Raw genomic sequence first — 26960 nt, 5'->3', positions numbered from 1 at the left:
TAAAAAGGAAAGTTTTTTTTGCAAAACTATCACAAACCATTTTGTTTCCTGCTTGCGTTGCATTTCCAAGAGTGATATGATAATGAACAGATATAACAATAAGAAGATCATTATAAAACAGCGAGGTAACAAAATGACAAACAGTGAAAAAGCATTGCAGATGCATGAACAATGGAACGGAAAAATCGAGACCACAGCAAAAGCCCATGTGAATTCAAGGGAAGACCTTGCTATCGCTTATACCCCGGGTGTTGCAGAACCGTGTAAGGTCATTGCTAAAGATCCGGATACGGCGTATAAATATACAATCAAAGCGAATACGATCGCGGTCGTATCTGACGGGAGCGCAGTCCTTGGGCTCGGTAACATCGGTGCACGTGCGGCGATGCCCGTTATGGAAGGGAAGGCCGTCCTGTTCAAAGAATTTGGCGGTGTCAATGCCGTGCCGATCTGTCTGGACACCCAGGATACAGAAGAGATCATTAAAACAATTGTAAATATAGCCCCTGCCTTCGGCGGGATCAATCTGGAAGATATTTCGGCACCGCGCTGTTTCGAAATTGAGGAGCGCCTGAAGGAACTTCTGGATATTCCTGTTTTCCACGATGACCAGCATGGTACGGCCATTGTTGTACTGGCTGGTGTAATCAATGCCCTGAAAGTGACGGGAAAAGCAAAAGAAAGCTGTAAAGTCGTGGTTAACGGCGCGGGTTCTGCAGGGGTGGCCATCACGAAGCTGCTTCTCACATACGGTTTTCAGAATGTTACAATGTGTGACATCAATGGCATCATCAGCAAGGCTTCCCCTAATCTGAACTGGATGCAGGAAAAGATGACTGAAGTCACAAACCTTGAAGGAAATACAGGCACACTGGCAGACGCCCTGAAAGGTGCTGACATTTTTGTAGGTGTCTCGGCTCCTAACATCGTCACAAAAGAGATGGTCGCTTCCATGAACCAGGATGCCATCCTCTTTGCTATGGCGAATCCTGTTCCGGAGATCATGCCTGACCTTGCGAAAGAAGCGGGGGCAAAAGTAGTCGGAACAGGGCGTTCTGATTTCCCGAACCAGGTCAATAATGTCGTTGCATTCCCAGGGATCTTCAAAGGGGCTCTGGAAGGACGTGCAGCACAGATTACAGAAGAAATGAAGCTGGCGACCGCAAAGGCGATTGCAGGTCTTGTACCTGACGAAGAATTGAATGAAAACAATATTCTTCCGGAAGCATTCGATCCGCGTGTGGCTGATGCAGTAAGCAAAGCAGTAAAGGAATTGATATAGATGAACCGCTGGGGGGAAAAGCGCTACCACTCTCTGGATTATGATTTAAAGCAGATTTACCACGAAAAAGTTTATAAGATTACACTGAACGGGGGCATGACATGCCCGAACCGTGACGGGACCGTCGGAACAGGCGGCTGCATCTTCTGCAGTGCCAGTGGTTCCGGTGATTTTGCCGGTCCGAAAACGCTGTCCATCTCGGAACAGATTGCACGCGGCAAGCAGGAACTGAACGGAAAAAGGCCGGTCCACTCTTATATTGCTTATTTTCAGGCATTTACTAACACCTATGCCCCGTTAAGCCGTCTGGAACAGCTCTTTACAGAAGCTGTTCAGGACGAGGATGTAAAGATTCTTTCCGTTGCAACAAGGCCTGACTGTCTCGGTGATGACGTGTTGGAACTGTTGGGACGGTTAAACCGGATAAAGCCTGTCTGGATCGAGCTTGGCCTGCAGACCATACACGCAGATACTGCTAAGTTCATCCGCAGGGGTTATGAACTGCCTGTTTTTGAAAAAGCAGTGAAGGATCTGAGGGCACTTGGAATTACCGTCATAGTCCATACAATCCTCTTCCTTCCCGGAGAGACGAAAGAAATGATGATGGAAACACTTGATTATCTGAATCATATGGATATTCAGGGAATAAAGCTCCAGCTTCTGCATATTTTAAAAGATACAGACCTTGCAGAAGTATATGAGGCGCATCCCTTCCCGGTTCCGGATATGGATGAATATATCCGTTTTCTGGGGACCTGTATCTCACACCTGAATCCGCAGATCACAATCCACCGCCTGACAGGCGACGGACCGGGCAGTCTTCTGACCGCCCCTCTGTGGACAAGCAATAAAAGAACTGTGCTGAATACACTGCACCGCTATTTAAAGGAGCAGGATATCTGGCAGGGAAAGGAGTATTATGGCTGAATCATTCACACTCTATAAACTAATTGTATTGTACATGCTCGAGAAAGTAGACTTTCCGCTGACGACCTCACAAATCTCAGAATTTATACTGGACAAAGGCTACACAACGTACTTTAAGCTTCAGGAGACCTTGTCAGAAATGATGGAGTCAGGATTACTCAGGGTCGAGACAACCCATAACAGGACATTATATCACCTGACCGAGAACGGGGAAGAAACCATTCAATTTTTCAAAAATAAAATCTCCCCTGCAATCCAGAAAGATATTGATGAATTTCTGAAGGAAAAGCAGTATGACCTGAAAGAAGAAGTTGCCATAAAGTCTGATTACTATCTGAATACAAGGCATGAATACGATGTGCAGTGCCAGATCGTAGAAAATGGTTTCAGCCTCATCGACCTGAAACTTACCGTTCCTACAGAGGTCGAGGCCGAAACCATCGCAAATAACTGGACCGGACAATGCCAGGATATCTATGCATTACTCCTGTCTAAGCTTCTCTAAATGTTCTTTGATTGTTTTTTCATAACCCATGACGCCCGGTTCGTAGAATCTGGCGTCTTTTATTTCATCCGGGAGATACTGCTGGTCAACATAGTGGTTCGGATAATCATGGGCATATTTATAGCCGATGCCATGCCCCAGCTTCTGTGATCCCTTATAATGCGCGTCCTGAAGATGTGACGGGACAGTCGTCTTCTGGTTCTTTACTCTCTCCATTGCGGAAAAAATAGCATTCGTGGCTGAGTTGCTCTTCGGAGCGGATGCCACATAAGTGACTGCCTGGGACAGAATAATCTGGGATTCCGGCATACCGATCCGCTCCACCGCCTGAGCCGCGGACACTGCAACCGTCAGTGCCATCGGATCGGCATTGCCCACATCCTCGGAGGCACAGATCATGATCCTTCTGGCAATGAACTTAATATCTTCGCCCGCATAGAGCATCTTCGCCAGATAATAAACGGCCGCATCCGGGTCTGACCCGCGCATACTCTTAATGAACGCAGAAATGGTATCGTAATGGTTATCTCCTGTCTTATCATACCGCACTACCCTCTTCTGGATACATTCGGAAGCCACATCCAGCGTAATATGTATTTTCCCATCCGCACTTCGCTCCGTCGTGAGGATTCCGAGCTCAACAGCATTCAAGGCATTTCTCGCATCCCCGCCGGAAACATCAGCGAGAAAATCCAGCGCATCGTCTTCGATCTCAGCCGAAAAGCTCCCCATCCCCTTCTTCTCATCATAGACTGCCCGTTTTATCAGAGTCTTCACCTCGTCTTTGCTCAGTGACCGCAGTTCAAACACACTGGAACGTGATATCAGGGCCCCGTTCACTTCAAAATAAGGATTCTCCGTGGTGGCGCCAATCAGCGTGATCGTGCCGTCTTCCACGTAAGGCAGAAGGTAATCCTGCTGTCCCTTATTGAAACGGTGAATCTCATCGACAAACAGAATCGTCTTCTTCTGGTACATCCCCAGAAGCTCCTTCGCTCCTTTCACCACTTCCTCCATGTCCTTCTTCCCTGCAATCGTCGCATTGATCTGCTTGAATTCAGAACTCGTCGTATTGGCAATCACCTTCGCCAGTGTCGTCTTACCCGTCCCCGGCGGGCCGTAAAAAATCAGGGAGCCAAGCTTGTCAGCCTTAATTGCCCGGTACAGCAGCTTGTCCTTTCCGATAATGTGCTGCTGGCCCACCACCTCATCCAGAGTCGTAGGACGCATCCTTGACGCAAGAGGTGACTCCTTCTCCTGCTTTGTTTCTCTCATATAGTCAAATAAATCCATGATGACAACTTCCTTTCCATAGAATTATACATTGCTGTTCATACAGTCTACTTTAAAAATAGAGCCTGATACTTATATTATTCCAAAAGGACGGAAAATTCAATACCTCTTTCTCTTGTTGGCATATAATCAATCCGAGCAATCTCCGAACAAAAGTAAGTCATAAAACTAAAATCATATACGGACAATTTATCTATAATGGGTTATTTACTTTAATAATTCTTTCGTATTGGATAATACATAGTTATCTATTATTGATTTATATACATAGAAAGAGGATTGAATATGGACTATTCTATAATTTCTAAAGAATTATCTTTTCCTTCGAAAAAGGAATTGGATCATGCTGTTGAAAGTCTTTTAAAACACTGCAAAAATAAAACAAAATTTAAAGCAGCGCCTTTTATCGTAGCTGTCGGCGGTAACGACAATGGGGATTATACTGGAGAAAGTCTTAAACGTTCCAAGTTTAACCAAAAGAGATTTCAAGGCAGTATATTTAGAAATACTGCTGCTGCAGGTTCCATATTCCAGTCATGTACTTTTGATAACTGTGTCATTGCAAATGCAAATTTTCAAGAATGCTTCTTTCCAGGGGCGCAGATCATGAATCATGAGGAAGATCATGCAGTCACGAATACTAATTTTAATCAAAGTTTATTTGATGGCGATTTTCTGATTGATCATGTTAAATTTCAACATAGTGTGTTTCAGAAAACAGCATTTATTAATGGGAATATCTCCAATACAAACTTCTACTCTTGCACTCTGGAAGATACTTTGTTTGACAATGTTAACATGAATCGGATTCGTTTTAGTGACTTAAATATAGATTATGCAGAATTTAATGATATTCATATGGATGATGTTGTCTTGCCATTTTCACAGATCTGTTTTACATACGGGCTTCTCTCATACCTTATGACAACCAATGATTCTGTATATATTACTTCTTTCTGTTCGTCAGAAGGAAGAATAAGGAAAGAAGAATATTTGGATTTACTAGATATACTAATAGTCTATTATACAGGTACCTATGATTTATTTCCGTTGGCTAACATATACTTGGCACAAGGGGAATATCAATTGGCACAAACAGCTATTTTGAGTGGGATTTTATCGGCCTCCAATGAAGGGAATTTTAGGCTTATTAAGTATTTTAGTAAGTTAATAAATAAATACGAAGTTTTCGATTTCCATGACAGGCAGAAGATATATGATTATATCAACACCCACATATCATTCCCAGATTTAACAAAAGGAGATTTGTTTAACTATTTATCTTACAAATATGAGATCGAGACTTTTTTACTTGATAACAACAAAAGCGGAATCGCTACTGCTGAATTATCTATTTTTACCAATATTAATCACAGAGAAACACTAAAATTAGGTTTTCTATTAACTACTTTAGAAAAAATAATCGAATTCGGCTCCACTGAGAAGGAGGAACATCATATTACATGTCGGCACAATTCGAACGTTGAATTTTTACTAAAAATACAGGACGTTTATGAGGCTCTAAAAATTATTATACCATCTGTCTATTCCATCCTGCTCGGAAGCTTTATCTTACAAGAGAAAGTTACAAAACGGAAGTTGGATAAGATTGACTTACAGTATAAAAAGACACAACGAGAGTATGAATTGGAAAAGGCAAAGATTGACCTAAAGCGTTCACAGATCGCTTTAGAAAATGAAGAACTTGAACTAAACAAGAAAAAACAGCTACAGGAATTAGAAAAACAAAAAGTGCAGCAGGAAATTTTAAGGAAAGATATTACCAAAAATGATATTCAAGTTACTAAAGTACATCATATCATTTATGGTAATATCCCTTCCGATGCACCACCTGAGATAATACAGTATTCCAAGTTCAAATAAAGTACACTTGCTTATAAAGCCAACATATTATTTTTACAAGCATCACATGAAGGGCCCAATGTTAGCTGATGGGAATGGCATATTTTTTGTGCCTTATTATAAACATCCATCAATACCTGATTAGAAGGGGGAACCATCCATTCCAATCTAGTGTTAGGTAATGGACGAAAGACCGAAAGCATCGGTTGTATCCCCTTTTGACACAAAAGTTCTATTCCGTCTAACAGAGATGCCGTATCATTTAAGCCTACAATCAAAGCTGTGCGTACGTTTCCCGTTTTTCCCCATAATCTGGCCCCATATTCCAGTGCTTCTAAATATCTTTCTAACGGTATGTTCCCCTTGCCCGGCATGATTCTCTTGGCTGTCTGACGGTTGAATACTTCAATATTAAAAGATATTTCAGAAATTCCTACCTGATAATATAAATCAAGAATCTGAAGATTATTAGGTGGAAGGCTCATTAAATAAATAGGAATTTGTGAATTGACTTGCCTGATAGTTTGGGCAATAAATTCTATTTGTTTATACTCTGTTTCAGGGTTACCAGAACCGCCACCGATCAAAATATGTCGAAAAGAAGGGGCATACACTAGATTTTTAATTACTTCTTCTAAATCAGAGTTCTTGATTACTATATTTGATTTTGGTATATTACAAAAATAGCAGCCTTTTTCTTGGAGTTTAAAATAACAAACCCCCTCGTGTTTTAATCTCAAACGGTCTGTCGATAAATACGCTATACGCTCATACGCAATTCCTGAACTGGTTATATATTCTGACCAGTCAGGCTTTAATTCAATATCAATGTTTGAGATAACACTACCATAATATTGAAGTTGCAGGTTATCGCTTTCATCAGAACAAACAGTAAATGGTGAAAAGTCTGTAAATTTCAAATTTACAGGAGAATTTACAGGAATACCATGAAAACAGTAAAAATCAATGGCATGAAAAACGGCATGTTTTATTGTACCTTTTTCCTGTAATACCTTTAAAGCGTTAGGTGATATAGAGCACCCCTGATTTAGTAATGCAATCTTATAAGAAAATATCCTTTCATTCTGATTTTTATCTATAAATTCTTTATCCCCCGGAATATTCGAGTAGATATCAAACGAAGCGTCAGAATTCAGGGAAGTTATATTGGTATTGAAAATCAAACTATAACAGTAAGCCTTAGGCTCTGCAGGCGTTTCAATATTCCATCCATCAGTACATATTTTCTCAACATAGGGGTTTGCATTTGCTCGTTCATAAACATGTATATTGTGTTTGCTATTTGGAGTATACAGGTATTTGTAAAAACTGTATGGTATACTCATATTATTAACGGATGGTATAATTGAGTTATCATCTTGTTTAAAAAAAGACGCAAGATTCATTTCAGCTAAAGAAGGATAATTACATTCTTTTAAGGCCTTATCAATGAGAAATCCGGAAGCTTGAAATCTAGGGTTAATCTCTAGAAAATATACTTCTTCTGTCATTAAATAATCAATCCCTAAAATCCCTAAAAATCCCAACCCTCTAAGTTTCTGCACAATTTTCATCGAATATTCTACTATTTTAGCTTTTCTTTTAGGAGACATTTTTTGTAATGCGATAAAATCTGCCCCATGATATAATAGTTGTGCTTCATCATGTAATACAATTTGTAGAGACGGTTCAAATATAGCTTCTGTTTCTTTAAAAATAATAACATTTACATTCACAGAAATAGATTTTTCTTTGTAAGGAGATACAATAAATACTTCTTTAGTTTTATTTTTCAATTCACTTAATACAGTATTTTCCTTACTTACATAATATGTACCGAATCCTCCAGAATTTTTGTTTTGCTGTACTACATAATGTTCTGATGGACATACTTTTTCTTCTAGTGTCTGAAACGTAAGACTTTGTGATTCGAGAAGTCTGGATGGAAGAACTGGAACATGACCTGCCAACCAAAAGCGCGTATAGATTTTATCACTTAAAAGTTCTAGTAGATACTTAGTATTGAGACATTTTACCTTTGACCTAAGTTCCGCAGGAATATTATAAGCAATTTTGGGATTGTAAAAAATAAAAGCCGCATCAGAATGGTCTTTTAATATACGATTCATCTCCTTAATGATAAACTGCTTATAACTTGGATCATATATATGCAGCATACGGATGGCTTGCGGGTTTTTATCTGTAAAATAGCATATAGAATCAGAAAATAGATCAGAAAAAATACAATCAGACTCACGAGGTCCGACCCATACATAATAACTCATTTGCATTGCTCCTTTCTAAATTAATTGTGTTAAGACTTTATACATTTGCAGCATTTAAATCAATAATAGATAACTATGTATTATCCAATACCCTGATTATAAAAATTCTCTTGCTATCCACCCGAAAATAAAATAATAAAAAAGGCGATAGTTCTCCCTTGTACTTATTTCGAGAAAACTGTTCACCACACAGCAATAATACCATATTTCCCTATTTTCGACAACCTGAATCTTTTCTTTTTCTCCTCTGAACCTACTTTTCAATTTTTCTATACCACAAATAGACCACCCTCTTAAGCCGGCCTAATCCCCCACTTTTTGTACATTTAATCTATGCAGCGCTTATGATTTTCATTTGATTCCGGGGATGCATGCTCCGCAATATCTCCGCCTGTCGTCTCGCCGCCACATGAATATATATCTGTGTTGTTTTTATTGAACTGTGACCAAGTATCTGCTGCACACAACTGATGTCAACACCTTCTTCAATCAGATATGTGGCAAATGAATGCCGGAACATGTGAGGTGTGATGTTTCTGTCTATTCCGGCCTGTTTGGTATGCTTTTTCAGCATCAGTCTGACAGACTGCTCTGTAAATCGTTCTCCCCGCTGATTTATAAAGAAGTATCCGCTCTTTCTGATTTCTCTCCTATTTTCGTCAGAGTACTCTCTTAACAACCTTATCACGGAAGGCTCTCCGATCTGAACATATCGCTCTTTTCCGCCCTTCCCCATGAATCTAATTGTTCCAGAACCCAGATCGACACAGTCTGCCCTAATGTTTGATATCTCGTAAACCCTTGCGCCTGTAGCAAAAAACATTTCTATCACGGCCAGATCACGCAGCCAGTATTTATTGCCTTTTTTACGTTCCTCCCGAAGATGTGAATGCATATAATTCAATAGCCGCTCTATCTCATCTCTCGGAATAATTCTGGGCAAAATGATATTTTCTTTGAATTTAACCTTAATGTTCCGAAACGGATTTTCTTCTATGATTTCCTCCTCTTCCAGATAATTGTAAAAAGCCTTTACGCTTGCCAGTTTTCGTTTTACTGTTTTCTGCTTGTACTTTTTATGCAGATCTGTTATATAAAGCTCCAACTGCTCTTTGCTCGGCTCTTTCTGGTCCATAAAAGTCAAATATTGCCTTAAATCAATCCTGTATGCCTTTAACGTTTTACCGTCAAGCTGTTTTCTAAATTCACAATACTCCAGATAAGATTTTACTCTTTGTTGTATCTCCATTCTTTCATCCTCCAGCATTAAAAATATACCATACAGTGTAGCATACATTTCGTAACTAAACAGTTGTAATATATTTAGCATTTGTTTTCGGATGACTTATTTTCGTAATTTATCCTGTAAATCAATGTATCTGCTCAATTTTTATCATGATCTGTGTAATATACTCATTTTCACTATCAATCATAAATTCATTGAGACCTGATTCATAAGCATACCCAGCCAGCTTGAAATCATGATCTTTTGCAAATGAAATCATCTTATGATAAATCTGAGGTAATTTGTCCCATGTTCCTTTTTGATAACCGCATAAATATTTTCCTTTTGGCCTTACTAGCTTTTTCGCGGACGACGGGCCCTTTGCCGCAGGAGAATAGATACCGTCATATATATCAAATTCCCCTCTCATGATTTTATCTGCGGATATAAATCCCCCGATCCCCATACGGATCTGCTCGATGCTCCAGGATTCTTTTACATATGAAAATAAATCTGTTAAATCATCATTTAAGAAATCATAAGGAAGGATAAAATATTCTTCAGCATCGCATTCTGTAATTCTGATTTCTTGTTCACCTAATGTCCTGCAAAAAACTGCCTGCTCCCTTTTCGTATGTAATACCTGTTTTACCTTCTTTAAGTTCTGTATTTGTGTTTCAATTTCTTTTTCTTTTATTTCAGCCATTTTAATAAAGCTCTCTGAATCAGGATGCTGCAGATAAGTTTGTATTTCTTCAATGCTCATGTTCAAATCTTTCAGCATCCGGATATATTCAAAATCTATACTTTGTGAAATGTCATAGTATCTATAGCCGTTATCTCCTTTCATATCTGGTGAAAAAAGACCGATCATATCATAGTAATGCAGTGTCCGTTTATTTACCTTGTGCAGTTTGGCAAATTGTGCCGTAGTCAGTTTTGCCAGATTTCTTTTCATTTTTAACCTCTTTTCATTCCATTGTTGACTTTACAGTAACTGTATACTTTATTATAAATGCTGTAAAGATTACAGACAAGGAGAAATTAGTATGCAGATTACATTAAGAGAATTTCAGAAACAGGATTTTAAGGCATTGGAAAACATAATCAGAGAGACATGGCAATATGATGAATTCAGCAGCCCAAAGACTGCTTCAAAATTAGCACGGGTGTTTTTGAGCAGCTGCCTGACGAACTACACCTTTTCCCGTGCTGCCCTTGATAATGGAGTACCTGTCGGCATCATTTTAGCCAAAAACAGGGCAATACATAGATGTCCGTTTAGCCGGAAAATCAGACAGTTAACCGCAGTAATTTCCCTGTTTCTTTCCAAAGAAGGTAGAAACGTATCGAAAATCTTCGGGAATGTAAATGGAATAGATCAGCAGCTTTTACAGGACTGCGGCAGAACTTATCCTGCGGAGATTGCATTATTTGCAGTTGATTCCTCCTGCCGTGGAAAAGGGATCGGGAAGGTACTGTTTCAATCTGCCCTTGATTATATGAAGGAGCAGAAGCTGGATGCCTTTTACTTGTTTACCGATACAAGCTGCAATTATGGATTTTATGAACACCAGGGAATGACGCGGCGCTGCGAGAAAGAACATACCTTTATGATAAACGGGCAGACTGCAAAAATGAATTTCTTTATCTACGATTATTACTGTAAATAATCTCAGGGAATTTTATAAAAGGCATATGAAAACCAGACTTCTATTGTTTTCATATGCCTTTATGCAGCTATTTTTATAAGCTTTCATCTCTGACAGCACTGCCCTTATTCCTTCCCGGACCGGGAATGCTGATGATCTCCTCCATGCCTGTGCCCATTTTGTCTGCCGTGCCCTTCTTTTGCAAAGTCTTCTTTCCACTGCTTCAGTAATTTCACGAGTATTTCTTTTAACTGCTGCTGTTCTTCCTCACTCAGTACCTGAAACATATCCTTCCCGGTATTTGTATCCTTCATAGATTCCAATGCAGCTTTCCGGCCGGCCTCTGTAAGCTGGACAAGCATTCTTCTGCGGTCATTGTCGTCTTTCTTTCGCTCAAGTATACCCTTCGCTTCCATTTTACCCATGATTTCGCTCAGCGAACCTGCCTCGACCTGCATGGCTTCCTGAAGTTCTTTCTGGCTCATTTCCTGTTGTTGGGAGAGGATGTGCAGGATGCGTCCCTGTCCCCTGAAACGTCTGTCGGCGTGTCCTGCAATATGACCGCAGCTGCTTAACAGCTGGGAAAGCGGCATCTCCTCTTCGGACTGTCCGTGCCATCCTCCATGACCGTGATGCCTGCCTTCGCTGTCCCTGTGGAGCTCCGCCATGCGCTCTTTGCGCAGTCTTTCGCGGGCAGCTCTGTATCCACGCTTTCTTTCAGGGTCCCCGTTAAAATCTCTGTGATCCCCGGACCGGCTGTCTCCTGACTCTGAGCCTCTTTCGTCCCCGTTATCTCCGATGCCGAAATAAGCCCTGCCCCTTCCGCACAAAAGATCGTCCTTTGGGCACTGCCGGTTACACTGGTTACAAAATTCCTGATTCTGTTTTTGGTTATTAACTTCTTGATTATTCATAAATAAATTCCTCTCTTTCTTAAAAATCGGTTGAAATCCGCAATTAGTTAGGTACCTTGTATAAATAATATCACTCGTCCTCTCATTTGTCAAGGTACCTAATTAATTTATTTTAAAAAGATATGTATTAGATCAATCCCCAGCCTATCACTCCACTAACATGTATTACAAAAAGGCGCAATCCAATATCTGGATTTACGCCCTTTAACAGTCTGCCATTTCTTCTTATTGTTTTTTATTCCATTGTCCCACTACTTCATTCACCGTGGACACTGTTACGAATATATTGGTTTGGGTCGTGTGCAGGTAGTTCAGGAGCAGCTTATATTCCTGCTGGGTCAGGATTGTCACCAGTTCTGTCCGCTTCTTTTTGTCATAGGCACCCTGTGCCTCATATAGTGTCACTCCCCTGTTTAATTCCTTCATAATATAATCCTGAATCTCCTGATAGTTATCAGAAAGAATGCAGACCCTCTTCCTCTTGTTAAATCCGTCTATGAAGTAATCTACCGCGATGCCATTCGCATATGTCCCAAGGATGCTGACAACCAGTGTTGAAAAGTCGTAGACAAAGATAGAGGTCATCGCCGTTACCATCCCCGCCGCGGTCACTGCTTTTCCGATCTCCATATGGGTAAACTTGCTGATGATTTTTGCCACAATATCAATTCCGCCGGAAGAAGCATTGACATGAAACAGCATTGCCTGTCCCAACGCTACGATCAGGATGTAAGTTACAAGGTCGAATACCGGATTCCCTGTCACGGACTTAGTTACTGGGAATATCCGCTCATAAAGCCATAGAAAAACAGGAAGAAGCATGGATGTATAAATTGTCTTTGCACCAAATTCTTTCCCGATAAAAATAAATCCCACTACTAAGAGTACTGCGTTCAATATAAATGTAATAACAGAGAGCTGGATTCCGATAAGCTGTGACAGGACAAGGGCCAGACCGGAAATACTTCCTACCACGATATTACTCGGAACCATGAAAAAATAGACTGCCGCCGCCACGAGCATCATTCCGAATGTAATGATTAAAAACTCACGGACCGAATTTTTCTTTGAGTTCATTATTAATTTCTCCTATTCCCACTATGTTTTTTAATCCTAACAACCGCATATTGCCTATAGTATACTATAAGTCTGTCCAATTTGCACTTCATTTATTGGAAAACGATCTCTCTGATGACTTCCCCGGCAATCAGGAGGCCTGCTACGGGAGGGACGAATGAAATACTTCCCGGAAGACTGCGCCTCGCACCCTTTTCCTCTCCTGTATCCCTTTTTGATGTATCAATCGGTTTTTCTTTTGAATACAGCACTTTTAAGTGGTATATCCCCCTGTTTTTCAATTCCCTGCGCATGACCTTGCATAAGGGGCATACGCTTGTCTTTGATATATCCTCTATTTCAAACAGTTCCGGATGAAGCTTGTTTCCTGTTCCCATGCTGCTGATGAGAGGGATATCCAGTTCCCGGGCCAGCTTGGCAAGCGCAAGTTTGGCAGTAACCGTGTCTATTGCATCTATGATATAATCCGGCTTCTCTTCGAACAGAGACTGGAGATTATCCGGGAGTACGAATGTTTCATATGTCTTCACCCGGATTGCCGGATTGATATCATGGATACGTTCTTCCATTACTTTCGTCTTGTACTTTCCTATCGTGCTGTGGTACGCAATGGACTGGCGGTTAATATTTGTGAGTGATACCGTATCATTATCTACCAGTACCAGATTTCCCACCCCGCTTCTGGCAAGTGCCTCGATACAGTGCGAACCTACGCCGCCGACACCGAATACCATCACTGACGCATCCTTAAGCCGGTTTATCCCTTCTGCTCCTATCAGTAATTCTGTTCTTGAATATTCATTTAGTGTATTCATCTTTTTCTCCTGTTTTATGTCCTGTCATTTAATCCATCATCAATTCATCGACTGTTACAAACTCATATCCTTCAGCGGTCAGCCGGTCAATGATTTTCAGAGCCGCTTTTACAGAGCTGTCATAACAGTCATGCAACAGAATAATATCATTTTCTTCCGCTTCCGTCACTACCTTATTTACAATTTCGTCTACATTTTCCGTGGCCCAGTCGAGAGGGTCGATGCTCCACATCACGGGGAGTACATGGATCTTCTGTTCAAGCTCTTTCTGCCACAGTCCGAACGGGGGCCTCATGAACTGTACCTCTTCCCCTGTAATGCTGCTGATTAGTTCATTCGTCATAACAATTTCCTGATAAGCCTCCTCATTACTCACCTTCGTAATCTCCACATGATGGTATGTATGATTTCCAATCAGGTGGCCTTCCTCATACATCCGTTTCACAATTTCTCTGTTTCCATTTTTTTCTATATTTTGCCCGATCAGGAAAAATGTAGCCTTCACGCCTCGTTCTTTCAGGCCATCCAGCAGTTTCGGGGTGTAGGTGGCATTCGGCCCGTCGTCGAAAGTAATTGCAATTCTTGGTTTCTCCGTCATTGACTCTGCCACATATGCAATCGCATTGGGACTCGACACTTCCCGCTTCTCATTTTCCACCGTATTTTCCCTGAAGAAAGACGGATAGACCACTCCCATCAGAAGCAGAACATAGACCAGGCCCATGCCCTGCATCATCCTTTTAAAACGCAAACCGTCACGACCCTTTTTTAACGCTTCCTTTAAATATATGCATTGTAACTATATTTTATTGATGTTATAATAAGCATTGTGCCACAAATGAGGAGGAATTATAAAAATATGGAAAAACCATTACAACAAGAAAACAAAATGGGCGTTATGCCCGTTCCGAAACTTTTAATTACAATGTCTCTGCCTATGGTCATTTCGATGCTCGTACAGGCGCTTTATAATGTCGTGGACAGTGTCTTTGTCGCAAAGATTAATGAAGCCGCCCTGACTGCAGTTTCGCTTGCCTTTCCCGTACAGAACCTGATGATTGCCATTTCCGCGGGCACCGGTGTCGGCATCAATGCGCTCCTTTCCAGACATCTCGGGGAGAAGAAGTTCGAGGAGGCGAATAACGTTGCCAGAAACGGGATTTTTCTCGGCATGGCCAGCTATATTGTGATGGCACTGATTGGTCTGTTTGGTTCGCATCTTTTCTTTACCGTCCAGACAAAAGATCCCGTCATCATCCGTTATGGTACACAATACATGCTGATCATCACGATTGTATCCGTCGGCATCTTCATGCAGATTACCTTTGAACGTCTGATGCAGTCCACCGGAAGAACAATTTATAACATGATCACACAGGGAACCGGGGCCGTCATCAACATTGTCCTTGACCCGATCCTGATCTTCGGCCTGTTTGGCCTGCCGAGAATGGAAGTCGCAGGGGCAGCACTTGCAACCGTTATCGGCCAGCTTGTAGCCGTATGTATGTCTTTATACTTTAACTGCCGGAAAAATCCGGAACTGAATATTAATATGAAAGGATTCCGCCCTGACCGGACGATTATCGCCAACATTTATAAAGTCGGCGTGCCTTCTATTATTATGCAGTCCATCGGATCTGTCATGGTATTTGGAATGAATAAGATCCTTCTGATCTTCTCATCTACCGCCGCAGCCGTGTTCGGTGTGTATTTTAAACTGCAGAGCTTTATTTTTATGCCGGTGTTCGGCCTCAACAATGGTATGATTCCGATTGTCGCCTACAATTACGGTGCACGTGATAAGAAAAGAATCATGAAGACCATTAATCTAAGTGTCATGATTGCTGTCGGCATTATGATACTTGGGCTTGCCATATTCCAGATCTTCCCGGCACAGCTGCTGAGACTGTTCGATGCTTCTGAACATATGCTGGAGATCGGGGTGCCGGCGCTGCGCATCATCAGCCTGAGTTTTATATTTGCAGGCTACTGTATTATCGTAGGTTCTGCTTTCCAGGCACTCGGGAACGGGGTATACAGCCTGATCGTGTCTGTTGCAAGACAGTTATTTGTGATCCTTCCGGTAGCTTATCTTTTTGCTGAGCTGTTTGGGCTTCACATGGTTTGGTGGGCGATTCCAATCGCGGAGATTGTTTCTGTGGTACTGTCATCTCTGCTGTTTAAGCGCATCATACGCCAGAAGGTGAAACCGCTGGGAGCGGAAACGAGTGTTTCTTAAGAATTGACAGGAGGCCCGCCGAGAAGGGATGTGCACCGCGGGCCGTCCGGGAACGGAGGCTTTTATGAAGCGTATTGCAAACCGGTTTTGCGCCGTGGTGGGAATTGTGATTTCCTGCCTGATTTTTTTTGCTAAATGGCTCTCTTTTCAGGGGGTCTCTTATACGATTCTGGAATTTTACGCTGAGGTCCGGCGCTATGGCGGGATTTCGGCTTTTTCTAATGCTCTGGAGGATCCCGCGGTGGTGGCCGCAACGGGTGTCAGTATTGTTCCTGCCTACCTGTTTCTTTTCCTGCCCCTCCTGCTTACAGCGATTTTACTCCTGCGGTCCGTTCTTTTCCTGGCCGGGAAAAATGCGAATGTACTCAGCAGCATCAGCTACTGGACCGGTTTCGTATACCTTCTGACCGTATTTCTGGGCGTTTATACCGTACGGCCCGCCGTAGCTGTTTCTATGATCCTTATGGTCGCGGATTATATCGGCGCAAGGCTGATTATGGAACACGACGAGATGAACCGTAAAGCGCGGGAACTGAAGCGTAAAGAGGAGGCTGCCCGTCTGGACAAACTCCGCCGGATGCGTTTTCCTGGACGGTACTCCAAAGATTTTTTTGAGGTGATCTTTGCGAATTTCCGCAGCAACCTGAAGAGCTATCTTTTATTTATTCTGGCTGCTTCGGCCTCTGTTGCGCTTATTTACGTCATGTTCGGGGCACTGGCTGCTTACCATACGCTTAGTCCGGGACAGGATGTGCCTTCGGCTTCAGGCGCCCAGATTACCTCCATTTTTATTGAGGCCGCCGTGATCGTTGTTGTCCTGTCAGTCCTGCTGTTCGTTCTGATTATTTCGAACTATATAAAGACACGCATGAAAAACTACGGGATTTTTATAAGCCTGGGGATCCGCAGAAAGACTCTGGGGCTGGTCATTGCGCTTGAATATATCGTATGTATCCTTGCTTCACTGGCTGCGGGACTGCTTGCCGGGAACCTGTTTCTTCCGCTCACAAAAATTCTTTTTCTGCGCGCTATCGGGGTACATACATCCGTTCCTACTGACTATGGGCTGCTCATTCTCATTACCGCCATTGCATTTTTACTTATGGCAGGACTCGCAACCCTGATCAATTATCATTTATTTGAATATACGGATATTACGTCCTCGGCAGTCAGCGAAACCAAAAAGGAAAAGCTGCCAAAACGACTTCTGCTTGTCGGACTCATTTACGGAATTTACTGTATCATAACAGGAATCAGCGGCTATCTGTATGGATACTGGATGGAAGGTCTTTCGAGGCTGGCAGTCATGCTGTTTGGTTTCCTGCTCCTGATCTACTGTGGGGGCAGCAGGCTGTACCGCTGGTTTATTAAGAATAGGGACCGCCGCCTGAACCATATCTTCCTGACACTGCCCTGGAAATACCGGTTTCGTACAAATGCAAAGTACCTCTTTCTTCTGTTTATGATTCATATATTTGCACTCTCCGTCTACCTGCCGCGGTTAAGTTCGGTTCTGACTGCCTCTGCGGAGAAGAATCTCTATCCATATGATTTTGTATGTATGGCACATGAAGGGGATGAGGAATTCTTTCAAGATCTGAGTGCAGACTATGATGTACAGATGGAGACTTATCCGATGGTCCGAATTGACACGCTGCTTGCAGAACCGTTTTCATTTAATACACTGAAGGGTTCCACAAATAACGGTATGTTTTTCCCACTCGGACAGCATATTGGAATTTCGGAAAGTACATACCGGACGTTGAAAAAGATTATACGGCCGGATGAAAAAAGCAGTCTGAACCTGAACGGCCGGGAGATTCATGTCGTGTTCCAGCAGGATACCTCACAGCGTGCCCGTCTTCTGGACTGGTACTATTCTCCGATGGAGGACCTTGGATATGATCCGCACTTAAGGGCGGGGGTGATCTGCAATTATACCCTGAACAACCGCGATGAGCTGTATCCCCCATACCGGATTAAAAGTCAGGAAAAGACAATTCTGACAGGAATGTTCCATGAAGGGGACCAGGAAAATATCGTAGTCTTCTCTGATTCGTATTTTGAAGAACTGCGCCAGTCCGTATTGGACAGGATTGAAGAAGAACCTTCCCCGACACAGCTTGTAACGTTAAAAACATCTGTCAGGGAATATCAGAATGTTTCTGAGCACCTGAAGGTTTTCACAGAGAAGCATGCAGCGGACACTTATGTGGACCCGACCATCCTGCCATGCTACGGAAAACAGGCTTCACAGTCTTTTGCCGAAGGCGGGCGCTTCTTTAAGGCAATTGCATTCTCTGTTACGGCACTTATCCTGCTGATTAGCAGCCTGTTCGTCTTCTATCTGAAGTACAGTCTGGAGATCGGGGAACTCAGGCGCAGGAACCAGCTTCTCGAGGCCGTTGGAATGAACCGCAGAGAACGGGTCCATCTCCTGCGCAGCGATATGTCTGTGCACTCCCGGTTCGCCTTTCTGGCTGGTGTGGCCGTCTCCGCCATCTTCTTCATCGGAATGCCTGTGAAGAGACTGTTTACCGGGGCGGAAACTGCCAGGTACCTGATTCTGCTTGCCGTTTTACTGGCAGTATATGTTGTGGTCTATTGTGCCGGAATACATTTTCTGGAAAAGGGCTTTATCAAAAAGGTGGAGGAGCCATAGCTTTATCCCTTCCTCTCAGTTCTGTCTGTATTCTGACGGGCTGACATGCATCACTTTCTTAAATGCCTTCGAAAAATATAGGTTGTTCTCGAACCCAACCGAATAAGCAATTGACGCGATAGACAGGCTTGTTTCCTTTAAAAGGCGGCAGGCCTGTTTTATGCGGAAATTGCTCAGGTATTCCTTCGGGGACTGCTGTTCATATGCCTGAAACGAACGGTACAGATGGCTCCGGCTGATGCCCGCATAGGCTGCAACATCTTCCACCGTGATAGGATAAGAGTAGCTCGTGGATATATAGTTTTTTGCCTTCTCGACGTAAGCAAGCTGGATATCGCTGGACGGCTCCCTATGGCCTGCATAGTGCATGAATACAGCCAGCAGTGTATAGAGTGCCCCGGTCATTGCCACGGAAGCCTCATGACTGTTTCCCTTTACTTCGTATATCTTATCCAGATGATTCTTCAGGACTCTTTTCGGTGTTTTCCCATTCTCAATATATGGTTTTTCCCTCGTAAAGTCTGTGGATCGTATGATGGACGACGCGTCGGTCCCCATGAATCCTACCCATGCATACTCCCACGGTTTTTCCGTATCTGCATAATATTTCACTTCCGTATCCGGATAAAGAATAAAAGTATCCCCCGCCGACAGCTTATAGGTATCTCCATGTACACTATAATACCCCGTCCCGGAAATGATATGGTGGATGCAGTAATGGTTCCTGATACCGGGACCCCACTGGTAGCCGGGCCCACATTTCTGATGTCCCACATTATAAACAGACAGTGAGGTCAGCAGGCTCTCTCCAACCTTGTATGAGTATTTATAAGTTCCTTCCATATTTTACTCTCCCTTCTTCCTTACATCTCTTTCATCATTATATCGGCTGCTTTTTCCACATGCAACATAATTACATATCTTTGCACGGATTTTTTATATACATCCTCCCTCTGTTCCGTTATAATAAAAGCATAGGAAAGAACGACTCTGACACCATATGGAAGTGAGGATTTAACATGAAAGAAAAATTATCTGCAAAATTTGAAGAACTGTTTGGAAGCGCAGACGGCGCGGGATTTTATTTTTCACCGGGGCGCGTGAACCTGATCGGTGAACATACCGATTACAACGGAGGGCATGTTTTCCCATGTGCCCTGACTCTTGGTACATACGGGATGGCAAGGAAACGTTCCGATAGGGCAATGCACTTTTATTCCATGAACCTGAATAGCTTCGGTGTCGTGGAAGCCTCTCTGGACGACCTGACGAACAAAGAAGCCTATGGCTGGGCGAACTACCCGTTAGGTGTTGTCTGGGCTTTTGCCGAAAAGGGTGTGAAGCTGGACAGTGGTTTTGACATGGTAATCTGGGGCAATATCCCGAATGGATCCGGCCTCTCCTCTTCTGCCTCTCTGGAGGTTCTGACAGGAGTGATCTTAAGTGACCTGTTTGGCATTGATAAGTTCAGTATGATTGACTTAGCTTTGATCGGACAATATTCCGAGAACAACTTCAACGGCTGTAACTGCGGGATTATGGACCAGTTTGCCGTTGCAATGGGCAAAAAAGACCATGCCATTTTCCTTGATACCGCGACACTGCATTATGAATATGCCCCGGTCGTCCTTAAAGACGCCAAGATCATTATTACGAACAGCAAGGTAAAGCACAGCCTCGTTGATTCAAAATACAACGAAAGACGTCAGGAGTGTTCTGAGGCTCTTGCCGCACTTCAGAAAGAACTGGACATCAACGCACTCGGTGATCTGGATATGGATACGTTTGAGAAGTTTAAAGAAGTCATCCCGAATCCGGTTCAGGTAAGACGTGCAAAGCATGCAGTTGCCGAGAACCAGCGCACGATCGAGGCTGTAGCGGCACTGAAAGCCGGCAATATTGAACGGTTCGGCGAACTGATGAACCAGTCCCATATTTCCTTAAGGGATGATTACGAGGTTTCCTGTGATGAGATTGATGTCTTAGTTGACCTGGCATGGGAAGTTCCCGGCGTGATCGGCTCCAGAATCACAGGAGGCGGCTTCGGCGGCTGTACGGTCAGCATTGTAAAAAATGACGCCGTGGATGCCTTCATCAGTACCGTCGGCAGCAGCTATAAGGAGAAAGTCGGCCACGAGGCAGAATTCTATACCGTTGATATCGGCGGCGGGGCATGTAAGTTAAATTAAGAAACAGGGAATAAAAGATTCAGAAAGGTGGAGTTCAAATGTCTATTTTAGTATTAGGAGGAGCCGGATACATCGGCTCACACACAGTTTATGAACTTATTGACAAAGGAGCCGATGTTGTCATCGCGGATAATCTGGAGACAGGGCATATAGAGGCGGTTCATCCGAAAGCCCGTTTTTACAAAGGGGATATCCGCAGCCGTGGTTTCGTGGATAACATTTTCGAAAACGAAGAAATCCATGCTGTCATTCATTTTGCCGCAAACTCCCTTGTAGGTGAGAGTATGGTCGACCCGCTGAAATATTACGACAACAATGTCTGCGGCACGAAAGTCCTTCTGGAATCTATGATTGCCCATGATGTAAAGAAAATCGTCTTCTCTTCCACCGCCGCGACCTACGGGGAGCCTGAGAATATCCCGATCATGGAGGATGACAGGACCTGTCCGACCAATACATACGGGGAAACAAAGCTTGCGATGGAAAAGATGATGAAATGGACTGATGCCGCACACGGCCTGAAATATGTCGCCCTGCGCTACTTCAACGCCTGTGGTGCCCATGAAAGCGGCAGCATCGGTGAAGCACACAGTCCTGAGACGCACCTGATTCCACTGATCCTCCAGGTTCCGCTGAACCAGCGTGAATACATCAGTATTTTCGGGGATGATTATGACACGAAAGATGGCACATGCATCCGTGATTACATTCATGTAACGGACCTTGCACAGGCTCATATCCTTGCCCTGAAATATCTTCTGGACGGCGGTGACAGCAATATTTTCAATCTCGGAAACGGGATCGGCTTCACTGTCAAGGAAGTGATTGAGACGGCCAAAAAAGTAACCGGCCTAGAAATCAATGCAAAGATAGCACCAAGGCGTGCAGGAGACCCTGCAAGGCTGATTGCATCCAGTGATAAGGCAAGAGAAGTCCTCGGCTGGAATCCGCAGCATGCCGATCTGGAAGAGATCATCGCTTCTGCTTGGAAATGGCACAGCACCCATCCGCACGGATTCAGAAAACAGGAGGCATAACGTTATGTTGAATGAAGCAATCAAGAAGCTGGTACAGTATGGAATCCAGACAGGGCTTACGCCGGAAAGTGAACGTATTTATACGACCAACCTGCTGCTCGATCTGTTCCATGAGGATGAATATCAAGACACAGATTGCGATCTCTCCCTGATTGTTCTGGAGGATGTTTTGAAAGAACTGCTGGATGAGGCATGCAGCCGCGGAATCATTGAGGACAGCATCGTATACAGGGATTTGTTTGATACGAAGTTGATGAACTGTCTCATGCCGCGTCCCTCCCAGGTGCAGTCTGAATTCTGGAAAAGGTACAAGGAGTCACCAAAGACCGCTACCGAATATTATTACAAGTTAAGCCAGGACAGCGATTATATACGCCGCTACCGTGTCTGTAAGGATATGAAGTGGACCGTTGACACGGATTACGGCACACTGGACATTACAATCAATCTTTCCAAACCGGAGAAGGACCCCAAGGCCATCGCGGCCGCAAGAAATGCGAAGGCATCTTCTTATCCGAAGTGTCTGCTCTGCATGGAGAACGAAGGCTATGCCGGCCGTACAAACCACCCGGCGCGTGAAAACCACAGGATTATCCCGATCACAGTCAATGACAGCGGCTGGGGGTTCCAGTACTCTCCTTATGTTTATTATAATGAGCACTGTATCGTACTTAACGGTGAGCATGTGCCCATGAAGATTGAGAAGAATACCTTCCGTAAACTATTTGATTTTGTAAAGTTGTTCCCCCACTACTTCCTCGGCTCTAATGCGGACCTGCCGATCGTAGGAGGCTCTATCTTAAGCCATGATCACTTTCAGGGCGGCCACTATACGTTCGCTATGGCCAAGGCCCCTGTTGTCAGGAACTTTGTGGTTGACGGCTTTGAAGATGTCACTGCAGGGATTGTAAAATGGCCGCTCTCCGTCATCCGCCTCCAGGGCAGTGATGAGAACCGGATTATCGAGCTGGCAGACCATATCCTAAAGACATGGAGGGGATATACCGATGAAGATGCATTTATTTATGCAGAGACCGATGGACAGCCTCACAACACGATCACGCCGATCGCCAGAATGCACGGTGACCTGTATGAGCTTGACCTGACACTGCGCAATAATATCACGACCGGAGAACATCCCCTCGGAGTATATCACCCTCACGCAGAACTGCACCATATCAAGAAAGAAAATATCGGCCTGATTGAAGTCATGGGACTCGCAGTCCTGCCGTCACGTCTGAAAGATGAGTTGGAACTGCTGACAGAATTTATTTTGGAAAAGAAAGATATCAGGAGCAATGAGACACTGCAAAAACATGCCGACTGGGTAGAAGGATTCCTTCCTGATTATCCGGACCTGAATCCGGATAATATCGACGGGATTCTGAAACAGGAGGTCGGGAAAGTCTTCTGCCAGGTGCTCGAAGATGCAGGTGTTTATAAATGCACAGAAGAAGGAATGAACGCATTCGGCAGGTTTATTGCTGCCCTGTAAGAAAGTTTTAATAAGCCAGACGGGTGTGGGACCAAATTGTCAGTTACTCTGATCATTTGACCCCACACCCGTTTTTGTTTCTCTCTATTTTTACTTTCTTTTTTTCTTGCGTACACTGTATCCGAATGTGCCCAGCTTTTTCCCGAGTCCAAGATATTCCCCGTGGGAATAAGCAAGCAGGCCTGTTTTGTTGAGTTCAAACTTATTCTTCTCGTTCATATAGGATTCATCCACCTGAACTGCCGTCACTTCGGCAAGGAACATATGGTGGCTCCCCAATTCTTTTATCTCAGTCACCCTGCACTCAATGCTGACAGGACTCTCTTCTATAGCCGGTGCATAAGACAGCGTTTCCGCCTTTAACGGCGTCAGACCGGTTTCTTTCCATTTGTCAACGTCTCTTCCCGAGCGGACCCCACAGTAATCTGTTGCCCTGATCAGGCTTTCTGTTGTCAGATTTATTACAAATTCCCCTGACTCCTTTATCATCTGGTAGGAATAACGCTCCGGCCTGACGGAAATATAGACCATCGGCGGATTTGTGCAGATCGTTCCTGTCCACGCAACCGTCAGAATATTCGTTTTTCCTGATCGATCCGCGGTGCTTACCATGACAGCAGGGAGCGGGTACAGCATATTCCCGGGTTTCCATACTTGTTTGCTCATCTTCTTACTATCTTCCTTTCCCTTAAATTCAGAATATTCTGAATATGGAGTGCAAAAGGGTCTGACCCCTTTGCGGCACGCTTATTGCTGGAGGGCACCTACGAGTGTCGGCACGAGCTGTTTCTTTCTGGATACAACACCCTTTAAGAGCAGATCGTCCGTATCTTCACGCAAGTCGTAGGCAGCGATTACCTTGGAACGCGCATCCAGACCACAGCAAATCAGTTCCGAGGATTCTGTAACGATGTTCGTCAGCATGAAGAAAATCATATCCAGACGGTGTGATTTTCTTGCCTTCTCCAAATGAGGCAGGACCGTTGCCTTGATTTCTTTGAGTTCGTCCCCGCTCATGGAGTTGACCTGGCCTACTCCGATGACGGTTTCGTTGACTGTAAACTGCTTGAAGTCCAGGAAAATGATTTCTTCTGCACTCTTTCCCTTCAGGTTGCTTCCGGCATTAAACATTTCCAGTGCCAGTTCTTCTATATTGATATCTGCTATCTGCGCCAGTTTTCTGGCAGATGCCTCATCCAGCGGCGTACAGGTTGGTGAACGGAACATCAGTGTATCGGAAATGATCGCGGAACAAAGAAGCGCCGCAATTTCCTTTTCCACCTCAATGCACTCTTCCTGATACATCTGGTAGATGATGGTTGCCGTACATCCAACGGGCTGGTTCCTGAAAAATACAGGTCCCATTGTCTCTATGCTGCTCAGCCTGTGATGGTCTATGATTTCCAGCACATCGGCCTCCTCTATCCCGTCTACAGCCTGATTCTTCTCATTATGGTCTACAAGAATGACCTGTTTCTTTCTGCTGTTAAGCAGCCGCCTTCTGGAAATGAAGCCGAGGAAATTGCCTTTATTATCTACGATCGGGAAATCACGGAAACGCTTATGTGCCATGACATCCTTTACATCATCGACGTAATCACGCAATTTAAACGTAATGAGCCCTTCCTTTGTCATAAAATGTCTGACAGGGATACTCTGGTTGATCTGTCTTGCCACCGTAAATGTATCGTGGGGCGTGCTGATAATCACGATTTCTTTTTGTCTCGCTTGTTCTATGATGTCAGCCGGTATCTCCGCACCATGACAAACGACCATTGCGCCTACATTCAGGTCGATCGCACACTGCTGTGCTTCTCTTCTGTTTCCAAGGATTACGAGGTCATCCTCCTCAATGAAATCAGACATCAGGTCACGGCTGGACGCCGCAATCCCCACTTTTCCTTTCAGAAGAAAACTGTGGTCATTTCCAATTACTACCCGGCCGCCGATCGTCGTTGCGATATTGCGGTATTGTGTTCGGGCAGTGGAAAGGATCGTACTGTCATACACATCCATATAAGATGTAGCAATGTCACCAATGGTGATCAGCCCCTCGAGCTTGCCGCCTCTTGTGACCGGCAGTGTCTTGATGTTGAGTTCCTTCATTCTGGCCCACGCCGTCTTAATGGACACGCTGCCATTGAGCCCTTCCACCTTCCTTAACTCTACGTCCTTCACCTGGACACGCAGGTCAGAAAGAAGTCCGGGAACTTTTATGCCAAACCGCTCCAGAACATACTGTGTCTCTTCATTGAGCTGCCCTGCCCTGCGCGGGGTATACTCCTCCCCTGTCAGCCTCGTCTTAAGCCTTGCATAGGCAATTGCAGAACAGATCGAATCCGTATCCGGGTTCTTGTGGCCTACTACATATACTTTTCGCTTATTTACTCCATTATCCATATCATTTCACCCTCTATTCCCGCAGGCGGCAGGACGGGATCAGGTATCCCATCCCTTTTTGTCACCGTGGGAGAAAACCTCTGCCCGGGCCCCGCCGCACTGCAAATTTAATGCCCTGCAGCCCGCCGCAGGGTCTTTGGTTTTTCAATTCATTAATAGTAGCTTGCCATTTTTTCAGGAATTCGTCAACCCAATTTTCAAGATTGGTTGTTTTTTTGGTAAAACATATGCTATACTAAGTCTGTACTATTTTTCACACAGACACACGGGTTTTCAGTAATGGGCCGCGGTGCAAGTGTGATTTACACGAATTTTAAAGATAAGTTGAGGTGCAATGATGAGCGAAGAATTGAAAACAGAAGAAGTACAGACAAATGAAGAACCTGTTGAGACAATGGCTGATTACGAGGGACATTTTGATGATGCAAATCCCTGGAACAGAGTTCTTGACTACATGGAGAACAAGACAGTCCTGCCTGTTAAAGTAGAAGGGATCGTAAATGGCGGCGCTATCGCAATGGTCGAGGGCTTACGCGGATTCATCCCTGCATCCAAGCTTTCTCTTTCATATATTGAGGATTTGGAAACCTATTTATTGAAGGACATCGAAGTACGCGTCATTGATGTTGATCAGGCAAATAACCGTCTCGTTTTATCCGCCCGCGAGATTTTAAGGGAAAAAGAGAAAAAAGCACGTGAAGACCAGATCGCAAGCATTAAGATCGGTACTGTTATGGAAGGAACTGTTGAGACTCTGCAGAATTATGGGGCATTTATTAAACTCGAGAACGGACTGTCCGGCCTCGTGCATATCTCCCAGATCTCCCAGAAGCGCATCAAGACTCCGGGTGAAGTTCTGAAAACCGGCGACACTGTAAAGGTAAAAGTGATCGGGATTAAGGACGGCAAGATCAGCCTGAGTATGAAAGCACTCGAGGAATCTGCAGAAGAAGTTGTTGAAAAAGTAGAGATTCCTAAGAGCGAGAACATCGGGACAAACCTTGGTGACCTCTTTAAGAACATTAAGCTTTAGGATTTCCTTTTTGAAAGTTTCCGGAAAAAGCTATGAAATGAACAAACCCTTCAGACTGGAGCAGGAT

General features: G+C 43.8%; 22 protein-coding genes. 11 read left to right on the top strand and 11 right to left on the bottom strand.

The features are described 5' to 3' along the window. Nucleotides 1-133: 133 nt before the first annotated feature. The 3 genes from A8806_RS21035 to A8806_RS21025 are packed head-to-tail and all read left to right on the top strand — an operon-like array spanning nucleotide 134 to nucleotide 2714. On the top strand, nucleotides 134-1282 hold the full coding sequence (locus tag A8806_RS21035) for an NAD(P)-dependent malic enzyme (RefSeq protein WP_109733214.1): 1149 nt from the start codon (nucleotides 134-136) through the stop codon (nucleotides 1280-1282). Then, nucleotides 1283-2209 (top strand): tRNA modification radical SAM protein MnmL/YtqA, encoded by a 927-nt coding sequence (gene mnmL, locus A8806_RS21030; protein ID WP_109733139.1) that lies wholly within the window; start codon nucleotides 1283-1285, stop codon nucleotides 2207-2209. After that, nucleotides 2202-2714, top strand: coding sequence for a DUF4364 family protein (locus A8806_RS21025; RefSeq protein WP_109733138.1), 513 nt, complete (start codon nucleotides 2202-2204; stop codon nucleotides 2712-2714). Before mnmL ends, A8806_RS21025 begins: the two co-directional genes overlap by 8 nt. Here the strand turns inward: A8806_RS21025 and A8806_RS21020 are convergent. Beyond that, nucleotides 2691-4007: a replication-associated recombination protein A gene (locus tag A8806_RS21020; RefSeq protein ID WP_109733137.1), complete on the bottom strand. Its 1317-nt coding sequence runs from the start codon at nucleotides 4005-4007 to the stop codon at nucleotides 2691-2693. The two genes, A8806_RS21025 and A8806_RS21020, sit on opposite strands and share 24 nt — an antisense overlap. Nucleotides 4008-4292: 285 nt before the next feature. Here A8806_RS21020 and A8806_RS21015 point away from each other — a divergent pair, with 285 nt between their 5' ends. After that, on the top strand, nucleotides 4293-5891 hold the full coding sequence (locus tag A8806_RS21015) for a pentapeptide repeat-containing protein (RefSeq protein ID WP_109733136.1): 1599 nt from the start codon (nucleotides 4293-4295) through the stop codon (nucleotides 5889-5891). Between the two features lie 11 nt (nucleotides 5892-5902). On the opposite strand, the gene A8806_RS21010 is transcribed toward A8806_RS21015, so the two are convergent. The 3 genes from A8806_RS21010 to A8806_RS21000 form a co-directional block, all read right to left on the bottom strand. Then, a complete protein-coding gene (locus tag A8806_RS21010) occupies nucleotides 5903-8155 on the bottom strand; it encodes a radical SAM protein (RefSeq protein WP_181368816.1) in 2253 nt (750 codons plus the stop codon). Between the two features lie 331 nt (nucleotides 8156-8486). Continuing rightward, complete coding sequence (locus tag A8806_RS21005) at nucleotides 8487-9404, bottom strand: tyrosine-type recombinase/integrase (protein ID WP_109733134.1); 918 nt, start codon at nucleotides 9402-9404, stop codon at nucleotides 8487-8489. Nucleotides 9405-9525: 121 nt separating this feature from the next. Beyond that, complete coding sequence (locus tag A8806_RS21000) at nucleotides 9526-10338, bottom strand: MerR family transcriptional regulator (protein ID WP_109733133.1); 813 nt, start codon at nucleotides 10336-10338, stop codon at nucleotides 9526-9528. 91 nt (nucleotides 10339-10429) lie between these two features. Between A8806_RS21000 and A8806_RS20995 the strand changes: the two genes are divergently transcribed. Beyond that, on the top strand, nucleotides 10430-11053 hold the full coding sequence (locus A8806_RS20995; RefSeq protein WP_109733132.1) for a GNAT family N-acetyltransferase: 624 nt from the start codon (nucleotides 10430-10432) through the stop codon (nucleotides 11051-11053). Nucleotides 11054-11157: 104 nt separating this feature from the next. Here the strand turns inward: A8806_RS20995 and A8806_RS20990 are convergent, their stop codons facing one another. The 4 genes from A8806_RS20990 to A8806_RS20975 form a co-directional block, all read right to left on the bottom strand. Beyond that, a complete protein-coding gene (locus tag A8806_RS20990) occupies nucleotides 11158-11946 on the bottom strand; it encodes a MarR family winged helix-turn-helix transcriptional regulator (RefSeq protein WP_109733131.1) in 789 nt (262 codons plus the stop codon). Nucleotides 11947-12171: 225 nt separating this feature from the next. Further along, the gene (locus A8806_RS20985) at nucleotides 12172-13023 is read right to left on the bottom strand and encodes a YitT family protein (RefSeq protein WP_109733130.1); all 852 of its coding nucleotides are present in this window, start codon (nucleotides 13021-13023) and stop codon (nucleotides 12172-12174) included. A gap of 92 nt (nucleotides 13024-13115) precedes the next feature. Next, nucleotides 13116-13838, bottom strand: coding sequence for a tRNA threonylcarbamoyladenosine dehydratase (locus tag A8806_RS20980; protein ID WP_109733129.1), 723 nt, complete (start codon nucleotides 13836-13838; stop codon nucleotides 13116-13118). Between the two features lie 28 nt (nucleotides 13839-13866). Next, the gene (locus A8806_RS20975; RefSeq protein WP_242996216.1) at nucleotides 13867-14562 is read right to left on the bottom strand and encodes a polysaccharide deacetylase family protein; all 696 of its coding nucleotides are present in this window, start codon (nucleotides 14560-14562) and stop codon (nucleotides 13867-13869) included. Between the two features lie 135 nt (nucleotides 14563-14697). Here A8806_RS20975 and A8806_RS20970 point away from each other — a divergent pair, with 135 nt between their 5' ends. Beyond that, nucleotides 14698-16077 (top strand): MATE family efflux transporter, encoded by a 1380-nt coding sequence (locus tag A8806_RS20970; RefSeq protein ID WP_109733128.1) that lies wholly within the window; start codon nucleotides 14698-14700, stop codon nucleotides 16075-16077. Between the two features lie 64 nt (nucleotides 16078-16141). Continuing rightward, nucleotides 16142-18739, top strand: a complete 2598-nt coding sequence (locus A8806_RS20965) for an FtsX-like permease family protein (protein WP_181368815.1) — start codon at nucleotides 16142-16144, stop codon at nucleotides 18737-18739. A 15-nt stretch (nucleotides 18740-18754) separates the two neighbouring features. Here the strand turns inward: A8806_RS20965 and A8806_RS20960 are convergent, their stop codons facing one another. Further along, on the bottom strand, nucleotides 18755-19582 hold the full coding sequence (locus A8806_RS20960) for an AraC family transcriptional regulator (protein WP_109733126.1): 828 nt from the start codon (nucleotides 19580-19582) through the stop codon (nucleotides 18755-18757). Between the two features lie 176 nt (nucleotides 19583-19758). Between A8806_RS20960 and A8806_RS20955 the strand changes: the two genes are divergently transcribed. Genes A8806_RS20955 through galT form a run of 3 tightly spaced genes read left to right on the top strand, consistent with a single transcriptional unit; the run spans nucleotide 19759 to nucleotide 23460 of the window. After that, nucleotides 19759-20928, top strand: a complete 1170-nt coding sequence (locus A8806_RS20955; protein ID WP_109733125.1) for a galactokinase — start codon at nucleotides 19759-19761, stop codon at nucleotides 20926-20928. A 38-nt stretch (nucleotides 20929-20966) separates the two neighbouring features. Continuing rightward, complete coding sequence (galE, locus tag A8806_RS20950; RefSeq protein ID WP_109733124.1) at nucleotides 20967-21965, top strand: UDP-glucose 4-epimerase GalE; 999 nt, start codon at nucleotides 20967-20969, stop codon at nucleotides 21963-21965. Between the two features lie 4 nt (nucleotides 21966-21969). Then, nucleotides 21970-23460, top strand: a complete 1491-nt coding sequence (gene galT / locus A8806_RS20945) for a UDP-glucose--hexose-1-phosphate uridylyltransferase (RefSeq protein ID WP_109733123.1) — start codon at nucleotides 21970-21972, stop codon at nucleotides 23458-23460. 90 nt (nucleotides 23461-23550) lie between these two features. On the opposite strand, the gene A8806_RS20940 is transcribed toward galT, so the two are convergent. Continuing rightward, nucleotides 23551-24126, bottom strand: coding sequence for a flavin reductase family protein (locus tag A8806_RS20940; protein WP_109733122.1), 576 nt, complete (start codon nucleotides 24124-24126; stop codon nucleotides 23551-23553). 81 nt (nucleotides 24127-24207) lie between these two features. Then, a complete protein-coding gene (locus A8806_RS20935) occupies nucleotides 24208-25860 on the bottom strand; it encodes a putative manganese-dependent inorganic diphosphatase (RefSeq protein ID WP_109733121.1) in 1653 nt (550 codons plus the stop codon). Between the two features lie 337 nt (nucleotides 25861-26197). On the opposite strand from A8806_RS20935, the gene A8806_RS20930 reads away from it, so the two are divergent. After that, nucleotides 26198-26893: a S1 RNA-binding domain-containing protein gene (locus A8806_RS20930; protein ID WP_109733120.1), complete on the top strand. Its 696-nt coding sequence runs from the start codon at nucleotides 26198-26200 to the stop codon at nucleotides 26891-26893. Nucleotides 26894-26960 lie beyond the last annotated feature (67 nt).

Origin of the sequence: Faecalicatena orotica (assembly GCF_003149245.1) — a bacterium.
Lineage (GTDB): Bacteria > Bacillota > Clostridia > Lachnospirales > Lachnospiraceae > Faecalicatena_A > Faecalicatena_A orotica.
This window is presented reverse-complemented; position numbering and strand designations above follow the sequence as displayed.